The 14,497-nt window shown below is 67.3% G+C and carries 15 protein-coding genes; 9 read left to right on the forward strand and 6 right to left on the reverse strand.

What is annotated here, in order from left to right; translation table 11 throughout:
• Window positions 1-27: 27 nt before the first annotated feature.
• Both IB278_RS07795 and IB278_RS07800 read left to right on the forward strand, forming a co-directional pair.
• Entirely contained in the window at window positions 28-876 is an 849-nt protein-coding gene (locus IB278_RS07795) for an ABC transporter permease (protein ID WP_192323138.1), read from the forward strand.
• 1 nt (window position 877) lies between these two features.
• Complete coding sequence (locus tag IB278_RS07800; RefSeq protein WP_192323139.1) at window positions 878-1,699, forward strand: ABC transporter permease; 822 nt, start codon at window positions 878-880, stop codon at window positions 1,697-1,699.
• Between the two features lie 134 nt (window positions 1,700-1,833).
• Here IB278_RS07800 and glmS read toward each other — a convergent pair whose 3' ends face one another.
• On the reverse strand, window positions 1,834-3,714 hold the full coding sequence (gene glmS / locus IB278_RS07805; RefSeq protein ID WP_192323140.1) for a glutamine--fructose-6-phosphate transaminase (isomerizing): 1,881 nt from the start codon (window positions 3,712-3,714) through the stop codon (window positions 1,834-1,836).
• Window positions 3,715-3,852: 138 nt separating this feature from the next.
• Between glmS and IB278_RS07810 the strand changes: the two genes are divergently transcribed.
• Window positions 3,853-4,338: an Lrp/AsnC family transcriptional regulator gene (locus tag IB278_RS07810; protein WP_192323141.1), complete on the forward strand. Its 486-nt coding sequence runs from the start codon at window positions 3,853-3,855 to the stop codon at window positions 4,336-4,338.
• Between the two features lie 24 nt (window positions 4,339-4,362).
• On the opposite strand, the gene glmU is transcribed toward IB278_RS07810, so the two are convergent.
• Window positions 4,363-5,793 (reverse strand): bifunctional UDP-N-acetylglucosamine diphosphorylase/glucosamine-1-phosphate N-acetyltransferase GlmU, encoded by a 1,431-nt coding sequence (gene glmU / locus IB278_RS07815; RefSeq protein ID WP_192323142.1) that lies wholly within the window; start codon window positions 5,791-5,793, stop codon window positions 4,363-4,365.
• Between glmU and IB278_RS07820 the strand changes: the two genes are divergently transcribed.
• Complete coding sequence (locus IB278_RS07820; protein ID WP_225612793.1) at window positions 5,792-6,679, forward strand: DUF6279 family lipoprotein; 888 nt, start codon at window positions 5,792-5,794, stop codon at window positions 6,677-6,679. The two genes, glmU and IB278_RS07820, sit on opposite strands and share 2 nt — an antisense overlap.
• Here IB278_RS07820 and IB278_RS07825 read toward each other — a convergent pair.
• Entirely contained in the window at window positions 6,676-7,368 is a 693-nt protein-coding gene (locus tag IB278_RS07825) for a Crp/Fnr family transcriptional regulator (protein WP_192323198.1), read from the reverse strand. The genes IB278_RS07820 and IB278_RS07825 overlap by 4 nt on opposite strands.
• Before the next feature lie 168 nt (window positions 7,369-7,536).
• Between IB278_RS07825 and IB278_RS07830 the strand changes: the two genes are divergently transcribed.
• On the forward strand, window positions 7,537-7,941 hold the full coding sequence (locus tag IB278_RS07830) for a BLUF domain-containing protein (RefSeq protein WP_192323143.1): 405 nt from the start codon (window positions 7,537-7,539) through the stop codon (window positions 7,939-7,941).
• 52 nt (window positions 7,942-7,993) lie between these two features.
• On the opposite strand, the gene IB278_RS07835 is transcribed toward IB278_RS07830, so the two are convergent.
• Window positions 7,994-8,314 carry a DUF2917 domain-containing protein gene (locus IB278_RS07835; protein ID WP_192323144.1) on the reverse strand — a complete coding sequence of 107 codons (321 nt, stop codon included), beginning with the start codon at window positions 8,312-8,314 and terminating at the stop codon, window positions 7,994-7,996.
• A gap of 166 nt (window positions 8,315-8,480) precedes the next feature.
• Here IB278_RS07835 and IB278_RS07840 point away from each other — a divergent pair, with 166 nt between their 5' ends.
• Window positions 8,481-9,464 carry a LysR substrate-binding domain-containing protein gene (locus tag IB278_RS07840; RefSeq protein WP_145740764.1) on the forward strand — a complete coding sequence of 328 codons (984 nt, stop codon included), beginning with the start codon at window positions 8,481-8,483 and terminating at the stop codon, window positions 9,462-9,464.
• A 131-nt stretch (window positions 9,465-9,595) separates the two neighbouring features.
• Here IB278_RS07840 and IB278_RS07845 read toward each other — a convergent pair whose 3' ends face one another.
• Window positions 9,596-10,213: a 5-formyltetrahydrofolate cyclo-ligase gene (locus IB278_RS07845; protein ID WP_192323145.1), complete on the reverse strand. Its 618-nt coding sequence runs from the start codon at window positions 10,211-10,213 to the stop codon at window positions 9,596-9,598.
• 36 nt (window positions 10,214-10,249) lie between these two features.
• Between IB278_RS07845 and IB278_RS07850 the strand changes: the two genes are divergently transcribed.
• The 3 genes from IB278_RS07850 to IB278_RS07860 all read left to right on the forward strand — a co-directional run bounded on the left by IB278_RS07850 (window position 10,250) and on the right by IB278_RS07860 (window position 13,625).
• The gene (locus tag IB278_RS07850) at window positions 10,250-12,253 is read left to right on the forward strand and encodes a transglycosylase SLT domain-containing protein (RefSeq protein WP_412556320.1); all 2,004 of its coding nucleotides are present in this window, start codon (window positions 10,250-10,252) and stop codon (window positions 12,251-12,253) included.
• A gap of 1 nt (window position 12,254) precedes the next feature.
• Window positions 12,255-12,824, forward strand: a complete 570-nt coding sequence (locus tag IB278_RS07855; RefSeq protein WP_192323147.1) for an MgtC/SapB family protein — start codon at window positions 12,255-12,257, stop codon at window positions 12,822-12,824.
• 117 nt (window positions 12,825-12,941) lie between these two features.
• Window positions 12,942-13,625, forward strand: coding sequence for a glutathione S-transferase family protein (locus tag IB278_RS07860; protein WP_192323148.1), 684 nt, complete (start codon window positions 12,942-12,944; stop codon window positions 13,623-13,625).
• Window positions 13,626-13,740: 115 nt separating this feature from the next.
• On the opposite strand, the gene IB278_RS07865 is transcribed toward IB278_RS07860, so the two are convergent.
• Entirely contained in the window at window positions 13,741-14,466 is a 726-nt protein-coding gene (locus IB278_RS07865) for an OmpW/AlkL family protein (protein ID WP_145740754.1), read from the reverse strand.
• Window positions 14,467-14,497: the final 31 nt, after the last annotated feature.

The raw sequence follows: 14,497 nt of genomic DNA on the forward strand, positions 1-14,497 counted from the left end.
CGCTGGTCTCTGGAACAAGGTTCAGGAATGCGCTCCGATCTACGGGCCTGGCTGGTATCTCCAGCCGTCATTGTTGCGATGGGCATCGCTGTTTCACTGGCCGCGGTGTTCCAGTTCAGCTTTCGGGCGTTTGTCCCCGGCTCGCTGGATGTCGGCGGGCTGACTTTCGCCAACTTCTCCGGCATGGGCAAGTCGATCTATCTCGATGCGTTTGCCAATACCTTGCTGCTGAGTGTGGAGACGACGGTTTTCTCGCTTGTCGCCGCCTATCCCCTGGCCTACGCCCTGGTTCGTGTGAAGAACCGGGCTCTCAAATCCTTCATCCTGATCGTTTCGATCACGCCGCTGTTTCTGGGTGAAATCGTCCGGACCTACTCGTGGATCGCCGTCCTGGGCAGCAACGGCTTCATCAACGGCACCTTGCGAAAGCTCGGCTTGATCGAATGGCCGTTCGAACTCATGTTCACCCACCTGGGCGTGCTCGTCGCGCTGGTGCACGTGACAATTCCCGTGGTGGTCCTGATGCTCGCCACGGCGATCTCGCACATCAACCGCGACTATGAAAAGGCCGCGCAGAGCCTTGGTGCAGGCCCCGTCAAGACTTTCGTCACGGTCACGCTGCCTCTTTCGATGCCAGGAATTCTGGCCAGCATCACGACCGCCTTTGCCTGGACTTTCAGTGCCTTTGCGACGCCTCAGATGATTGGCGGAGGCCGCGTGCCCACGGTGTCAACCCTGGTCTACCAGCTCGGCTTTTCCTCGATGAATTTTCCACTGGCAGCCAGCCTGAGCGTGATGGGGCTGCTGATGACGACCGCGGCGCTCTTTGCCTTGGGACTCTTGACGAAGCGCCTGAAGACCGTTGGAGGACACTGAAATGAAAATCCGAAGTTCCCTGCCTCTGCCGCTGCGTGTTGCCGGACCGCTCCTGATCGCCATCCTGCTTGCATTCGTATTGTTGCCGGTGGTGGTGGTGACGATCGCCGCATTCAACGAAAAAGCGATCCTTGCCTTTCCGCCTGAATCGTATTCGCTCAAGTGGTTTGCGCGGGTGTTCAGCTATCCGGATTTCCAGGAAGGATTTCGCTCGAGCATGGTCGTCACCGGATGGTCTTCCTTCCTGGCCTTGGTGATCGGGACCTGTCTGTCCATCGCGGTGAAGCGGCTGGAGTTCCGCGGCAAGCAGCTCCTCCTCGCGATCCTGCATTCGCCGCTGGTGGTGCCGCATTTCACGTTGGGGCTGGGCCTGCTCATCCTGGTGTCGCAGACCTCGGTGCAACGTGGATACGGCATCGTCATTCTGTGCCACGTCATGCTGGTGCTGCCCTTTGTGCTCAGGAGCGTCTATGTTTCCATGGAGAACCTGGACGAACGGCTCGAGCAGGCGGCGGCCAGCCTGGGCGCGTCGCCGGTGAAGACGCTTTTCACCGTCACGGTTCCTCTTTTGGCTCCGGGGCTCTTCGGCGGATGGCTGTTCGCCGCCATCATGTCATTCAGCGAATTCACTGCATCGCTTTTCGTGACGACACAGGATACGCAGACGTTGCCGGTGGCCATGTACAACTATGTTCGGGAGTTTGCCGACCCGACCCTGGCGGCGCTCTCCGCTGTCTACATTGCGGTGACCGCGGCGCTGCTTGCGTTTGCCAACTATTTTCTGGGTTTGGGAAAAGTCCTCAACATCGAGGACAACCACTAGCGTAGCGCCAACCGATTCAACGCCCGGCTCGGACTTGATGTCGCCTTGGGAGTGCCTGGGCCAGAAACCCCGCGCCCACCAGCGCTTCACGATCCGGGCGCGAGAACTCGCTCGTATTGCCGAGCCCAGCCTCCTCACTCCACCGTCACGCTCTTCGCCAGGTTGCGCGGCTTGTCGACATCGGTGCCCCGCGCGCACGCCGTGTGATACGCCAGCAGCTGCAGCGGCACCACATGCAGGATCGGCGACAGCGCACCGTAGTGCTCGGGCATGCGGATCACGTGCAGCCCTTCGCTGCTCTTGATCTTCGTGTCGCCATCGGCCAGCACATAGAGCACGCCGCCGCGCGCACGCACTTCCTGCAGGTTGCTCTTGAGCTTTTCGAGCAGGGTGTCGTTGGGCGCCACGGCCACCACGGGCATCTCGCTCGTGACCAGAGCCAGCGGGCCGTGCTTGAGCTCGCCGGCGGCGTAGGCCTCGGCGTGGATGTAGGTCACTTCCTTGAGCTTGAGCGCGCCTTCGAGCGCGATCGGATAGTGCAGCCCGCGGCCCAGGAAGAGTGCGTTGTCCTTGCGCGCGAAGTCCTCGGCCCAGCCGATGATCTGGGGCTCGAGCGCGAGCACCGATTGCAGCGCGACGGGCAGGTGCCGCATCTCCTTCAGGTAGCGCGCCTCGTCGGCCTCGCTGAGGCGCCCCTTGGTCTGCGCAATGGCGAGCGTCAGCAGGAACAGCCCGGCCAGCTGCGTGGTGAAGGCCTTGGTCGAGGCCACGCCAATCTCCACCCCGGCACGCGTGATGTAGGCCAGCTTGCATTCGCGCACCATCGCGCTGGTGGCCACGTTGCAGATGGTCAGCGTCTGTTCCATGCCGAGCGAGCGCGCATGCTTGAGCGCGGCCAGCGTGTCGGCGGTTTCGCCCGACTGGCTGATGGTGACCACCAGCGTCTTCGGATCGGGCACCGAATCGCGGTAGCGGTACTCGCTCGCGATCTCGACCTGCGTCGAGATCTTCGCGATGCTCTCGAGCCAGTACTTGGCGGTGCAGCCGCTGTAGTAGCTGGTGCCGCAGGCCAGGATGAGGATCTTGTCGATGTCCTTGAACACGCGGTGCGCGCTCGCGCCGGTGGCGCCGTCCTGCCCGATGCCGTCGAACAGCTCGGGCACGATGCCGGCCACGCCCTCGAGCGTGTCGCCGATGGCGCGCGGCTGCTCGAAGATTTCCTTCTGCATGTAGTGGCGGTACGGGCCGAGCTCGGCCGCGCCGCTGTGCGCCTGCACGGTGCGCACCTGGCGCTGCACGGGCTTGTGGTTGCGGTCGACGATCCAGTATTTGCCGGGCTGCAGGTCGACCACGTCGCCTTCCTCGAGATAGACGATCTGGTCGGTCACGCCGGCCAGCGCCATGGCGTCGCTCGCAAGAAAGTTCTCGCCGCCCTCCTTGCCCGCGCCCAGGATCAGCGGCGAGCCCGCGCGCGCACCGACCACGCGCTGCGGCTCGTCGCGGCAGATTACGGCAATGGCATAGGCACCGTGCAGTTGCAGCACCGCGGCCTTCACGGCCTCGAACAGGTCGCCGTCGTAGAGGCTGTCGACGAGGTGGGCGATGACCTCGGTGTCGGTCTGGCTCTCGAACACGTAGCCCCTGGCTTCGAGCGCCGCGCGCAGGGGCTCGTGGTTCTCGATGATGCCGTTGTGCACCAGCGCGATGCGGCCCGGCCGCGCGCCTTGCGCATCAGCGCCCGGGCCATGGCTGAAGTGCGGATGGGCGTTGTGCACGGCGGGCGCGCCGTGCGTGGCCCAGCGCGTGTGGGCGATGCCGGTCAGGCCTTCGACATGGTCTTCGCGCACCTGCGTGACGAGGTCCGCCACGCGCGATGTGGTGCGCGCCCGCGCGAGCCCGCCCGCATGGACCGCCACGCCGCAGGAGTCGTAGCCGCGGTATTCGAGCCTCTGCAGGCCCTGGACCAGGACCGGAACGATGTTGCGATGGGACGCTGCGCCGACGATGCCGCACATGGTGAGCTGCCTTTGAATGAAGTAGAGGCTCGATGGTAGGAAGCAGTTGAAAAAATATGCATCCGAGATTCATGAAATTTCGAACTTTTCTTTCATCAATCGAGATCTCTGGATTTTTATTCCATAATTCAATTAAATATGGAATCAATTTCCCTGGATGCAATAGATCTCCGTCTGCTCGATGCGCTCCAGCGCGACGCCTCGCAGACCAACCAGCGGCTGGCCGCCGAGGTGGGCATCTCGCCGCCCACCTGCCTGCGCCGCGTGCAGCGCCTGCGGCAGGAGCGGCTGATCGAGCGCCAGGTTGCGCTGCTCTCGCCCGACCGGCTCGCCACGGTGCTGGGCCATGGCTTGCAGGCGGTGGTCGAGATTTCGCTGGACCGGCAGGACGCCGCGGCCCTCGATGCCTTCGAGGCCCGCGTGATCGCCGACGACGCCGTGCAGCAATGCTGGCGCGTCTCGCCGGGGCCGGACTTCGTGCTGGTGGTGGCGGCGCGCGACATGCCGGACTACGGCGCGCTGGCGCAGCGCCTGTTCACGGCCGACGCCAATGTGCGCAACGTCAAGGCTTTCTTCAGCCTGAAGCGCGCAAAGTTCGAGCCCAGGGTGCCGTTGGCGCCCTGAGGCGCCGCGGCAGACGCCCTTCGATCAGGCCTTCGGCTGTTTCTGCGGGCGCTTCCAGTTCGCAAAGCTGACCTGCTTGCCGCGCGCCACGGTGAGCGCGCCAGGCTCGGTCGATTTGTTCACCGTCGAGCCGCCGCCGATGGTGCCGCCCGCGCCGATGGTGACCGGCGCCACGAGCACGCAATTGCTGCCCACGTGCACGTCGTCCTCGATGACGGTTCGGTGCTTGTTGGCGCCGTCGTAGTTGGCCGTGATGCTGCCCGCGCCGTAGTTGACGCGCTGCCCCACGCTGGCGTCGCCCAGGTAGGCCAGGTGGTTGGCCTTGGCGCCGGCGGCGAGCGTCGAATTCTTCACTTCGACGAAGTTGCCGATGTGCACCTCGGCGCCCAGCTGCGCGCCCGGCCGCAGCCGCGCGAAGGGACCGACCAATGACCTTTCGCCCACGCTCACGCCGGCCTTCTCGCCGTCGATGTGGGTGAACGGATGGATCACCGCGCCCGCCTCGATGCGCGCGTTGGCAATCACGCAGTTGGCGCCGATGCGCACGCCCTCGCCCAGGAACACCGACCCCTCGAACACGCAGTTGACGTCGATCTCGACGTCGGCCTCGCAGGCCAGCGCGCCGCGCAGGTCGAAGCGCGCGGGATCGGCGAGCCGCACGCCTTGCGCCATCAGCGCATCGGCCTGCCGCAGCTGCCAGGAGCGCTCCAGCGCCGCCAGCTGCGCGGGGCTGTTGATGCCGGCGACCTGGAGTTTGTCGGTGATGACATGCGCGACCACGGGCACGCCGTCGGCCGCGGCCAGCTTGACGATGTCGGTGAGGTAGTACTCGCCCTGCGCGTTGCGGTTGTCCAGCCGCGAGAGCCAGCCCTTGAGCAGGGCGGCGGGCACGGCCATCACGCCGCTGTAGATCTCGCGGATCTCGCGCTGCGCCTCGGTGGCGTCCTTCTGCTCGACGATGGCCCTGACCTCGCTCCCCGCCTGCCCTTCGGCGCGCACGATGCGCCCGTAGCCGGTAGGATCGTCGAACTCGATGGTCAGCAGTGCGAGCCGCCGGCCTGCGCTGGCGGCGATCAGCGCGCGCAGCGTGTCCTCGCCGATCAGCGGCACGTCGCCCGACAGCACCAGCACCGTGCCGTCGTCGGGCAGGAGCGGCGCCGCCTGTTGCACCGCGTGGCCGGTGCCAAGCTGCGGCTCCTGCCGCGCAAACTGCAAGGCGGCGCCGATGGCGTTGCCGGCCATGGCGGCCTCGACCTCGGCCGCACCGTGGCCGGTGACGACGACCACATGGCGCGCACCGATGCGCGCGGCGGTATCGGTCACGTGCCCGAGCAATGCGCGCCCGGCCAAACGATGCAACACTTTGGGCAGCCTGCTTTTCATGCGCGTGCCCTTGCCGGCCGCCATGATGACGACGTCGACCGGTCCCTGGTTGTCTTGCGGAATCTGATTCATGCGTCTTTCTACCCGAATGCGTTGCGCCAAGCTGGCGCGGATTATCGGCGTGCTGCTGATGGCCGCCGCGCTCGCAGGCTGCAGCACGGTCAGGCTGGCCTACAACAACCTGCCCGAGGTGAGCTATTGGTGGCTCGACACCTACCTCGACTTCGACGGCTCCCAGACGCCCAAGGTGCGCGACGAGCTCGCGCAATTGCTGAGCTGGCACCGGCAGAACGAGCTGCCGCGGATCGCCGGCCTGCTGCAGGAAGCCCAGGCCCTGGCGCCGCACGACGTGACGGCGGCCCAGGCCTGCCGCATGGCGGACCAGATCCGCGAGCGCCTGCTGGCGGTCGCCGAGCGCGCGGAGCCGGCGGGCACCGAGCTGGCATTGAGCCTGACCGTGGCGCAGCTGCAGCAGCTCGAGCGCAAGTACGCGAAGAACAATGCCGACTACCGCAAGGACTGGCTCGAGCGCAACGCCGCCGATGTGCAGGAAAAGCGCTACGACCGCTTCCTCGACCGCCTGGAGGATTTCTATGGCCGGCTGAGCCCGGAGCAGCGCGAGCTGCTGCGCCGGCAGGTGGCGCAGTCGGTGTTCGACCCGCAGCTGGCCGATGCCGAGCGCCGCCAGCGCCAGCAGGAGGCGCTGCAGATGCTGCGCGGCTTCAACGCCACCAAGCCCCCGGCGTCCGAAGCGCGCGCGGCCATCCATGCCTACGTGATGCGCATCGCCGAGCCGCCCCCCGGCCCCTGGCGGGAGCATCAGCAGGCCCTGCTGCAGGAAGGCTGCCGCAACCTGGCCGCGCTGCACAGCACCACGAGCGCCGGCCAGCGGGAGCAGGCGGTGCGCCGGCTGCAGGCCTACCAGGACGACCTGCGGCAGCTGGTGGCCGCGCGTTAGATCAGCGGCGTCGGCCGCATCGGACGCTCGAAATAATCCCCCAGCGCCTCGAGCGCACGGGGCTCCAGGATGCGCAGCCAGCCTGCGTCGAGCTTGTAGAGCCCCAGGTTCTGCAGCCGGCGCAGCGTCTTGTTGGTATGCACCAGCGACAGCCCCAATGCATCGGCCAGGTGCTGCTGGCTGAACGGAAACTCGACCCAGCCGTCGCGCACCATGCCCACGCGCTGGGCCCGGCGGTACAGGTGCATCAGCAGCATGGCCACGCGCTCGGCCGCATTGCGGCGGCCCGTGGTCACCAGGTTGTCGTCCACCAGCTTTTCCTCGCGCGCGGCCAGCCAGGTGATGTCGTAGCCGAGCTTCGGCTGGGCATGGAACAGCTCCCAGAGCCTGCCGCGCGGAAATACGCAGAGCGTGGCCTCGCTGGCGGCCTCCACGCCGTGCGTGTGGCCGTCGGCAAACTCGTCCTGCAGGCCGATGAAGTCGCCGGGCAGCAGAAAGCTCAGGATCTGCCGTCGGCCGTCGCTCAGCGTCTTGTAGCGAAAGGCCCATCCGGCATAGAGCGTGAACAGCTCGGCGCTCGGCCGGTGCTCGTCGATGATGGTGGCGCCGGCGGCGACGCGGCGGGAGCCGGCCCTGAAGGATGCGATGGCTTCGAGCTCTTGCGGCGCGACCGGCAGGAAGGCTTCCATCCTGCGCAGCGCGCAGGCCTCGCAGGGATGGGGCCCCGGAGGGGGCGAGGCGGGGGGTGCATGGTCCTCGAATTTCACGCGCCACTATAGGCTTCGGGCCTGTGTCTTTTGACATTTCGCACGGCCCGGGAGATTCATACACTTCGCACGCCTTCCGCTTCCGAACGCATGACAGAAAAGCAAGCTCTCCACGAAGTCTTCTATTGCAGCATGCTCGCGCCGGACCTGCCGCCGGCCACCGTGGGCTCGATCGTGACCCAGGCCCGCGCGCGCAATGCCCAGTACGGCATCACCGGCCTTCTGGTCTTCGACGGCATGCGTTTCTGCCAGCACCTCGAAGGCCCGCACGGGGCAGTGGAGACGCTGATGCGCCGCATCGAACGCGACCCTCGGCACACCGACATCAAGGTCTTCCGCCGCGGCCCGCTCGCGGCGCGCCGCTACAGCGGCTTTGGCGTGGGCCTGGCCGAAAGCGAGGGGCCCGACCTCATGGCCGGCATCCGTGCGCTGGAGGGCGAAGCCGCGCTGGCGCACTTCCTGGCGCTGCGCCCCAGTTTCGACATCAACGGCTGAAAAAGAAAAAGGCGGCCGAAGCCGCCCTTTGCGTCCATGGAGGGATGACCGTTCAGGCCTGGTCCCACGAGTAGGTGGCACCGTAGCCATCCCATGCTTCCATGACGATGCGCTGGCCTGCGGCCACGTTCAGCGATTCGCCCGGGGCCAGCACCAGGTCTTCGCTGGGGCTGGCGGCCGTGGCGTCCGGCGTGACCCAGACCCGGCCTTGCCTGACCCGCAGCACACTGGCCGACCGCGCCTTCAGGCTCATCGCCTCGCCGGGAGCGATCTGCCAGGCACCGCGGCGCACGGCCGGCGGAACGGCGGAAGCGGCGCGGGTGGAAGACGGCAGGGAAGCAAGCGATTCGGTGGTGCAGACGGCAGTGGACATGATGAAACTCCTTGGGCGTTCTCCGAAGTGCGATGACAAGACAGAGGCAATAGCGCAGTTCGGGAATGAATGATCGTTTCCATGGCGTTGGCAGTCCAATGAAAACGAGGTAGCCTACTGATTCCGAATCCGCATCAATGCTCCGATGCCGCCCATGTCCCCATCCATGCAGCATTCGCAAACCCACCTGCGCTCCCGCCCCATTTCCGCGGGGCACCTGCGCGCCTTCGAGGCGGTGGCGCGCCACCTCAACTTCCGCGCCGCCGCCGAAGAAATGGCGCTCACCCAGTCCGCCGTGAGCCGCCAGATCCAGTCGCTCGAGGAAGAAGTGGGCGTGGCGCTGTTCCTGCGCCACACCCGGGCCGTGGAGCTCACGAGCGCGGGGGCGCAGCTGCTGCTCGCGGTGCAGCAGTCGCTGCCGCGCATCGATACGGCGGTACGCCAGATCCGCCAGAGCGCGGGGCGCAAGAGCGTGTCGCTCACCACCTTTGCGTCTTTCGCATCGATGTGGCTGATTCCGCGGCTGGAGGCCTTCCAGCGCGACAACCCCGAGATCGACATCCGCATCGACGCCAGCGACGTGGCGGTCGACCTGGAGGTGGCGGACGTCGACATCGCGCTGCGCTACGGCACGCGCGAGGTCATGCCGCCCAACGCCGTGCGCCTCTTCGGCGAAACGCTCACGCCGGTGGCGAGCCCCTGGCTCCTGAAGAGCAGCCCGCCCATCAAGACACCCGCCGACATCACCGGCTTCACGCTGATCGAGGCCGGCGACGCGCACCGCACGCACCTCGAATGGCTGACCTGGCGGCGCTGGTTCGAGGTCAACGGCCTGGAGCGCGCGCAGCCCAGGCGCTGGCTCTACTTCAACTACGCCTACCAGATGGTGCAGGCCGCGCTCACCGGCCAGGGCGTGACGCTGGCGCGCAGTTCGCTCATCGCCGAAAGCCTGGCCAACGGCGACCTGGTGGAGGTGCTGCCGCAGCACCGCATGGATTCGCCGATGGGCTACTGGCTCATCGCCGGGCCGCGCAATGCGCTGCGGCCCGAGATCAAAGCCTTCTGGGACTGGCTGCAGGTGCAGGCCATCACCACGCGCGAGACCATCGGCGAGGTGCCCGATCCGGACACCGTCGACAACCTCGATTGAAACGAGCCCCCCCCCGTCCCTCGCTCACTCCGTGTAGCTCGACTCCCCCCCTCGAGGGGGCAACACCGGCGGCCCGGCAAAGCCGGTTCCGCGGTGTTCCTGGCCTGGGCCGCGCTCGTTTCGCGACGGGCTCAGCCGGCAGGCCAGACCACGCCGTTGTCGTTGAGGATGGCATCCAACGGCAGGTCGTGCGCCTCGGGCTCGAAGTCTTCGAGGAAGCCGTTGGTGAAGCCCAGGCCCACCGTGAACGGGCGCGGCTCCAGCGCGGCCAGCGTGCGGTCGTAGAAGCCGCCGCCGTAGCCCAGCCGGTAGCCGCCGGCGCTGTAGCCCACGCAGGGCACGAAGAGCAGCGTGGGCACGATCAGTTCGGTGTCCTTGGGCTTGGGAATGCCGTAGGCGTCTTCCTCCATCTGGCAGCCCGGATACCAGGCGTGGAAGGTCAGCGTCTTGTGGACCTTGTTCATCACCGGCAGCCCGATGCGGCGGCGCTGAGGCTCGTCGATCAGCTCGCCGTCCTCCTTCCAGCGGTGCAGCGCGGGCAGCGGATCGAACTCGCCCTTGATCGGCCAGTAGGCGCCGATCACGGTGTCGGGCCGGCCCACGAGCCAGATCCGCATCACGCGCTGCAGCAGGTCGGCCCTGGCGAGCCGGTCGGGCATCGCCAGGCGCTGCTCGATCAGTGCTTTTCTCACCTGATCCTTGAGAAAACTCGTGGTCGCCGAGGTGTCGGCATCCTTTGACTTGTCCATAATCCCCCGATGCAGTTCCCAAGCATTTTGGCACCCATGCGGCATCGCCCGCGCAATGCAGCGTCCGCGCTGGTTTTTTCCGCCGTCCTGGCTGCCGCCGCACTGCTTTTCCAGCAGCCCGCCGCCGCACAGGCCAACAGCAACGACGACGTCCTGATCCAGATGAAGCAGGCGTTCCAGCGCGGCGACAAGGGCCGGCTCGCGGCGCTGCTGCCGCAGGCGCGCGGCCATGCGCTCGAACCCTGGGCCGCCTACTGGGAACTCAAGGCTCGCCTGCAGGAAGCCGCGCCGAACGAGGTGCAGGACTTCTTCGCCCGCTACCCCGGCACCTACCAGGAAGACCGGCTGCGCAACGACTGGCTGCTGCTGCTGGGCCAGCGGCGCGACTGGGACGGCTTTTCCGCCGCGCTGGCGGGCTTTCGCATGGGCGACGATCCGCAGGTGCGCTGCTACGCGATCCTGGTCGAGGCGCTGCAGTCCGGCAACACCACGCAGGCCCAGGCCCACGAGGTGCGCCGCGACTGGTTCGCGCAGAAAGAGGCGGACGACGGCTGCCTGACCGCGGCCGACCGCCTGGTCGCGGCCCGCCTGCTGTCGCCGAACGACGCCTGGAAGAAGGCGCGCCTGGCCATGGAGGCCAACCGGCCGCAGGCCGCGCGCGGCGCCGTGACCATTGCCGCGCCCGATGCGCTGCCGCTGTTCGAGGAACTCAACGCCAGCGCGGCCAAGTTCCTGACCGGCCGCGCCTTCGTGGCCGCCAAGTCGCGCAAGGAGCTGGTGGTGCTGGCGCTCATCAAGATCGCCATGGCCGACCCGGAGCAGGCCGCCACCCAGCTCGACAGCAAATGGGGCCCGATGCTTTCGGCCGAGGAGCGCAACTGGCTCTGGGGCACCATCGGCCGGCAGGCCGCCAGCAAGCTCTCGCCGCTGGCCGGCAGCTACTTTGCCAACGTCACGAAGAACGGCGACCTGTCCGACGACATGCTCGGCTGGCGCGTGCGCGCCGCGCTGCGCAACGGCCAGTGGAAAGAGGTGGTGCCCGCCATCAACGCCATGAGCGAAACCGCCCAGCTGGAGCCGACCTGGGTCTACTGGAAGGCGCGCGCGCTCAGCGCGGTGGGCGGCGACGACCGCCGCGCACAGGCGAGCGAGCTCTACCAGAGCATTGCGGGCACCCGCGGCTTCTACGAGATGCTGGCGCTGGAGGAACTCGGCCAGCGCACCGTGGTGCCCACGCGCCCGGCGCCGCTCACGCCCGAAGAAAAGAACGCCGCGCGCAGCAACATCGCGCTCAACCGCGCGCTCTACGCCATTGCGATCGGCCTGCGCTCCGAGGGCACGCGCGAATGGAACTACGCCACCAACCTGCACGACAAGGGCGGCATGGACGATCGCGCGCTGCTGGCCGCGGCCGACTTCGCCTGCCAGCGCGAGGTGTGGGACCGCTGCATCAACACCAGCGAGCGCACCAAGGGCATGATCGACGCCGAGCAGCGCTTTCCCATGCCCTTCCGCGACACGGTGCTGCGCAAGAGCCAGGACATCGGGCTCGACCCGGCCTACGTCTACGGCCTGATCCGCCAGGAAAGCCGCTTCATCATGGACGCGCGATCTGGCGTCGGCGCCTCGGGTCTGATGCAGGTCATGCCCGCCACCGCGCGCTGGACCGCGCGCAAGATCGGCCTGGCCGGCTTCACGCCCGGGCAGATCAATGACCACGAAACCAACATCACGATCGGCACCAACTACCTGAAGCTCGCGCTCGACGACTTCGACGGCTCCATGCCGCTGGCCGCGGCCGCCTACAACGCCGGCCCGGGACGGCCGCGCAGCTGGCGCAACGGCCCGGTGATGGAAGCCGCCATCTGGGCCGAGAACGTGCCCTTCAGCGAAACTCGCGACTATGTGAAGAAGGTGCTGGCCAACACCAACAACTACGCCGCGCTGATCAGCGGGCGCCCGCAGTCGCTGAAGGAGCGCCTGGGCCGCGTGGGCCCGCGCGACGCGTCGGAGCCCGAACCCAACAAGGACCTCCCCTGACATGAGCTGGGCCGGCCAGGTGCTGGACACCGTCGCGGCCGAATTCTCGGACGTGGGCGACGCCGCCCAGTTCACGCGCATCGTCGTTCGGCTGATGCTCGCGGCGGTGATCGGGTTCATGCTCGGCTTCGAGCGCGAGCAGCAGGGCAAGGCGGCCGGCGTGCGCACCCACATGCTGGTGGCCATCGGCTCGGCGCTGTTCGTGCTGATTCCGCAGCAGACCGGCATCGCGCCGGCCGACATGAGCCGGGTGGTCCAGGGGCTGGTGGCGGGCGTGGGCTTCCTTTGCGCCGGCACCATCCTCAAGCGCGGCCCGGACGAACATCACGTGCAGGGCCTCACCACCGCCGCGGGGCTGTGGATGACCGCCGCCATCGGCATGGCCTGCGGCCTGGGCCGCGAAGTCACCGCCATCCTGAGCGCACTGCTGGCGCTGGCCGTGCTTGCGCTGGTGCCGCGCCTGGTCGAGATGGTCGAGCGCCTGGTCGGGCCGCCGCGCGGCGAAGCCAAGTCCGGCGATGCGCCGCGCGTGATCGCTTCGCCCGACGACCCGCAGCAGCCGCCGCGCTGAAGAAGAATGCAGCGCCGCGGCGCATCAATTCGGCCGCATTTCGGCATCAATTCGCGGACGCGGCCCCGCTAGCATCGACGGTTTTTCTCTCTCTCATCCCAACCGCAGGATCGCACCATGCGCAAGCTCTACATCGGCAACAAGAACTACTCGTCCTGGTCCATGCGGCCCTGGGTGCTCATGAAGCAGGCCGGCATCCCGTTCGAAGAGGTGAAGGTCCGCTTCGATTCCTTCGCGCCCGACTCGCACTTCAAGAAGACCATGGGCGCGATCAACCCGGTGGCCGAGGTGCCGGCGCTGGTGGACGGCGAGCTGGTGGTGTGGGACACGCTCGCCATCGCCGAATACCTGGCCGAGAGCTTTCCCGAGAAGCAGCTCTGGCCCCGCGCCGCGGCCGACCGGGCCCGCGCGCGCAGCGTCTGCGCCGAGATGCATGCGGGCTTCGGCAACCTGCGCAGCCTCTGCCCCATGAACATCGAGGCCTCGCTGCCCGACGTCGGCGCACGGCTGCTGAAGGACAACCCCGCCCTGCAGGCCAACCTCGGCCGCATCGTGCAGATGTGGAGCGGCCTGCTCGACGCCCACGGCGGCCCGCTGCTGTTCGGCGGCTTCAGCATTGCCGACAGCTACTTCGCACCGGTGGGCACGCGCATCAAGACCTACGGCCTGCCGGTGCCGCCGGCCATCAGCGCCTACATCGAGCGCGTGCAGGCGCTGCCCGGCGTCAAGGCATGGATCGACGACGCCCTGGCCGAGAAGGACTTCGTGGCGTTCAACGAACCCTACCGCCAGCACCGCTGACCAGGGCGCGGCCCAGGCCGGGAACACCGCGGAACCGGCTTCGCCGGGCCGCAGGTGTTGCCCCCTTGGGGGGGAGTCGAGCTACACGAAGTGAGCGAGGGACGGGGGTGGGCCCTCAGAACCTGTAGGTCGCCGAGAGGTAGGTCACGATCGGGTTCAGCTTGAGCCTGGCCTCGCTGGTGGCGACCGGCAGCCCGGTGAGCGTCGTGGTCGTGAGCTTGGCCTTGGTCTTCAGCGGAATGTAGGAGACCGAGAACGACACGCCCCAGTGCTTGTCGATCTGGTAGGCAAGGCCGGCATTGAGCACGGGCGCGAACGAGCTGTCGAGCTTGGCGGTGGTCGAGGTGGAGAACGGACGCTGGCGCAGCTGGCTGCCGAGCGCACCCTGCAGCTCCGGCGTGAGCTGGATGTCGCTGTACCAGACATAGGTCGCCCCCAGGCCCACGAACGGGCGCAGCGCGGCATTGCCCTCGTTGAAGTAGTACTTGCCGAGAATGGTGGGGCTCCATTGGCGGGCTTCACCGAGTTCGCCCACGCGGGCCAGCGTGCCGGTACCTTCGAGCTTGAATTTCGGCGGAATGCCGAACACGCCCTCGACGGCCCAGTGGCTGTCGATGAAATAGATCGCGCTCAGGCCCAGCGTGTCCGAATCCTTGACGGATGCGCCCGAACCGGCCACCACGCTGCGCACCGGCGCGGTCAGCGTGAGCGGCTTGCTCGAATCCTGCGGCGCGAAATGAAGCCAACCCGCGCCGACCACCCAGTCTCCAGCGCTCTGCGCCCACGCGCCTCCCGACGCCAGCGCGCCGAAGGCCGTCAGCGCAAGCATTGTTTTCTTCATGACGTGATTACTCCTTTTGGTTTAAAAATCT

The organism is Variovorax sp. VRV01 (assembly GCF_014852545.1).
Lineage (GTDB): Bacteria > Pseudomonadota > Gammaproteobacteria > Burkholderiales > Burkholderiaceae_C > Variovorax > Variovorax beijingensis_A.

Coding starts and splice junctions, on each gene's coding strand:
- IB278_RS07795 (WP_192323138.1), top strand. CDS start 28: ATGCGCTCCGATCTACGGGCCTGGCTGGTATCTCCAGCCGTCATTGTT.
- IB278_RS07800 (WP_192323139.1), top strand. CDS start 878: ATGAAAATCCGAAGTTCCCTGCCTCTGCCGCTGCGTGTTGCCGGACCG.
- glmS (WP_192323140.1), bottom strand. CDS start 3,714: ATGTGCGGCATCGTCGGCGCAGCGTCCCATCGCAACATCGTTCCGGTC.
- IB278_RS07810 (WP_192323141.1), top strand. CDS start 3,853: ATGGAATCAATTTCCCTGGATGCAATAGATCTCCGTCTGCTCGATGCG.
- IB278_RS07820 (WP_225612793.1), top strand. CDS start 5,792: ATGCGTCTTTCTACCCGAATGCGTTGCGCCAAGCTGGCGCGGATTATC.
- glmU (WP_192323142.1), bottom strand. CDS start 5,793: ATGAATCAGATTCCGCAAGACAACCAGGGACCGGTCGACGTCGTCATC.
- IB278_RS07825 (WP_192323198.1), bottom strand. CDS start 7,368: ATGGAAGCCTTCCTGCCGGTCGCGCCGCAAGAGCTCGAAGCCATCGCA.
- IB278_RS07830 (WP_192323143.1), top strand. CDS start 7,537: ATGACAGAAAAGCAAGCTCTCCACGAAGTCTTCTATTGCAGCATGCTC.
- IB278_RS07835 (WP_192323144.1), bottom strand. CDS start 8,314: ATGTCCACTGCCGTCTGCACCACCGAATCGCTTGCTTCCCTGCCGTCT.
- IB278_RS07840 (WP_145740764.1), top strand. CDS start 8,481: ATGCAGCATTCGCAAACCCACCTGCGCTCCCGCCCCATTTCCGCGGGG.
- IB278_RS07845 (WP_192323145.1), bottom strand. CDS start 10,213: ATGGACAAGTCAAAGGATGCCGACACCTCGGCGACCACGAGTTTTCTC.
- IB278_RS07850 (WP_412556320.1), top strand. CDS start 10,250: ATGCGGCATCGCCCGCGCAATGCAGCGTCCGCGCTGGTTTTTTCCGCC.
- IB278_RS07855 (WP_192323147.1), top strand. CDS start 12,255: ATGAGCTGGGCCGGCCAGGTGCTGGACACCGTCGCGGCCGAATTCTCG.
- IB278_RS07860 (WP_192323148.1), top strand. CDS start 12,942: ATGCGCAAGCTCTACATCGGCAACAAGAACTACTCGTCCTGGTCCATG.
- IB278_RS07865 (WP_145740754.1), bottom strand. CDS start 14,466: ATGAAGAAAACAATGCTTGCGCTGACGGCCTTCGGCGCGCTGGCGTCG.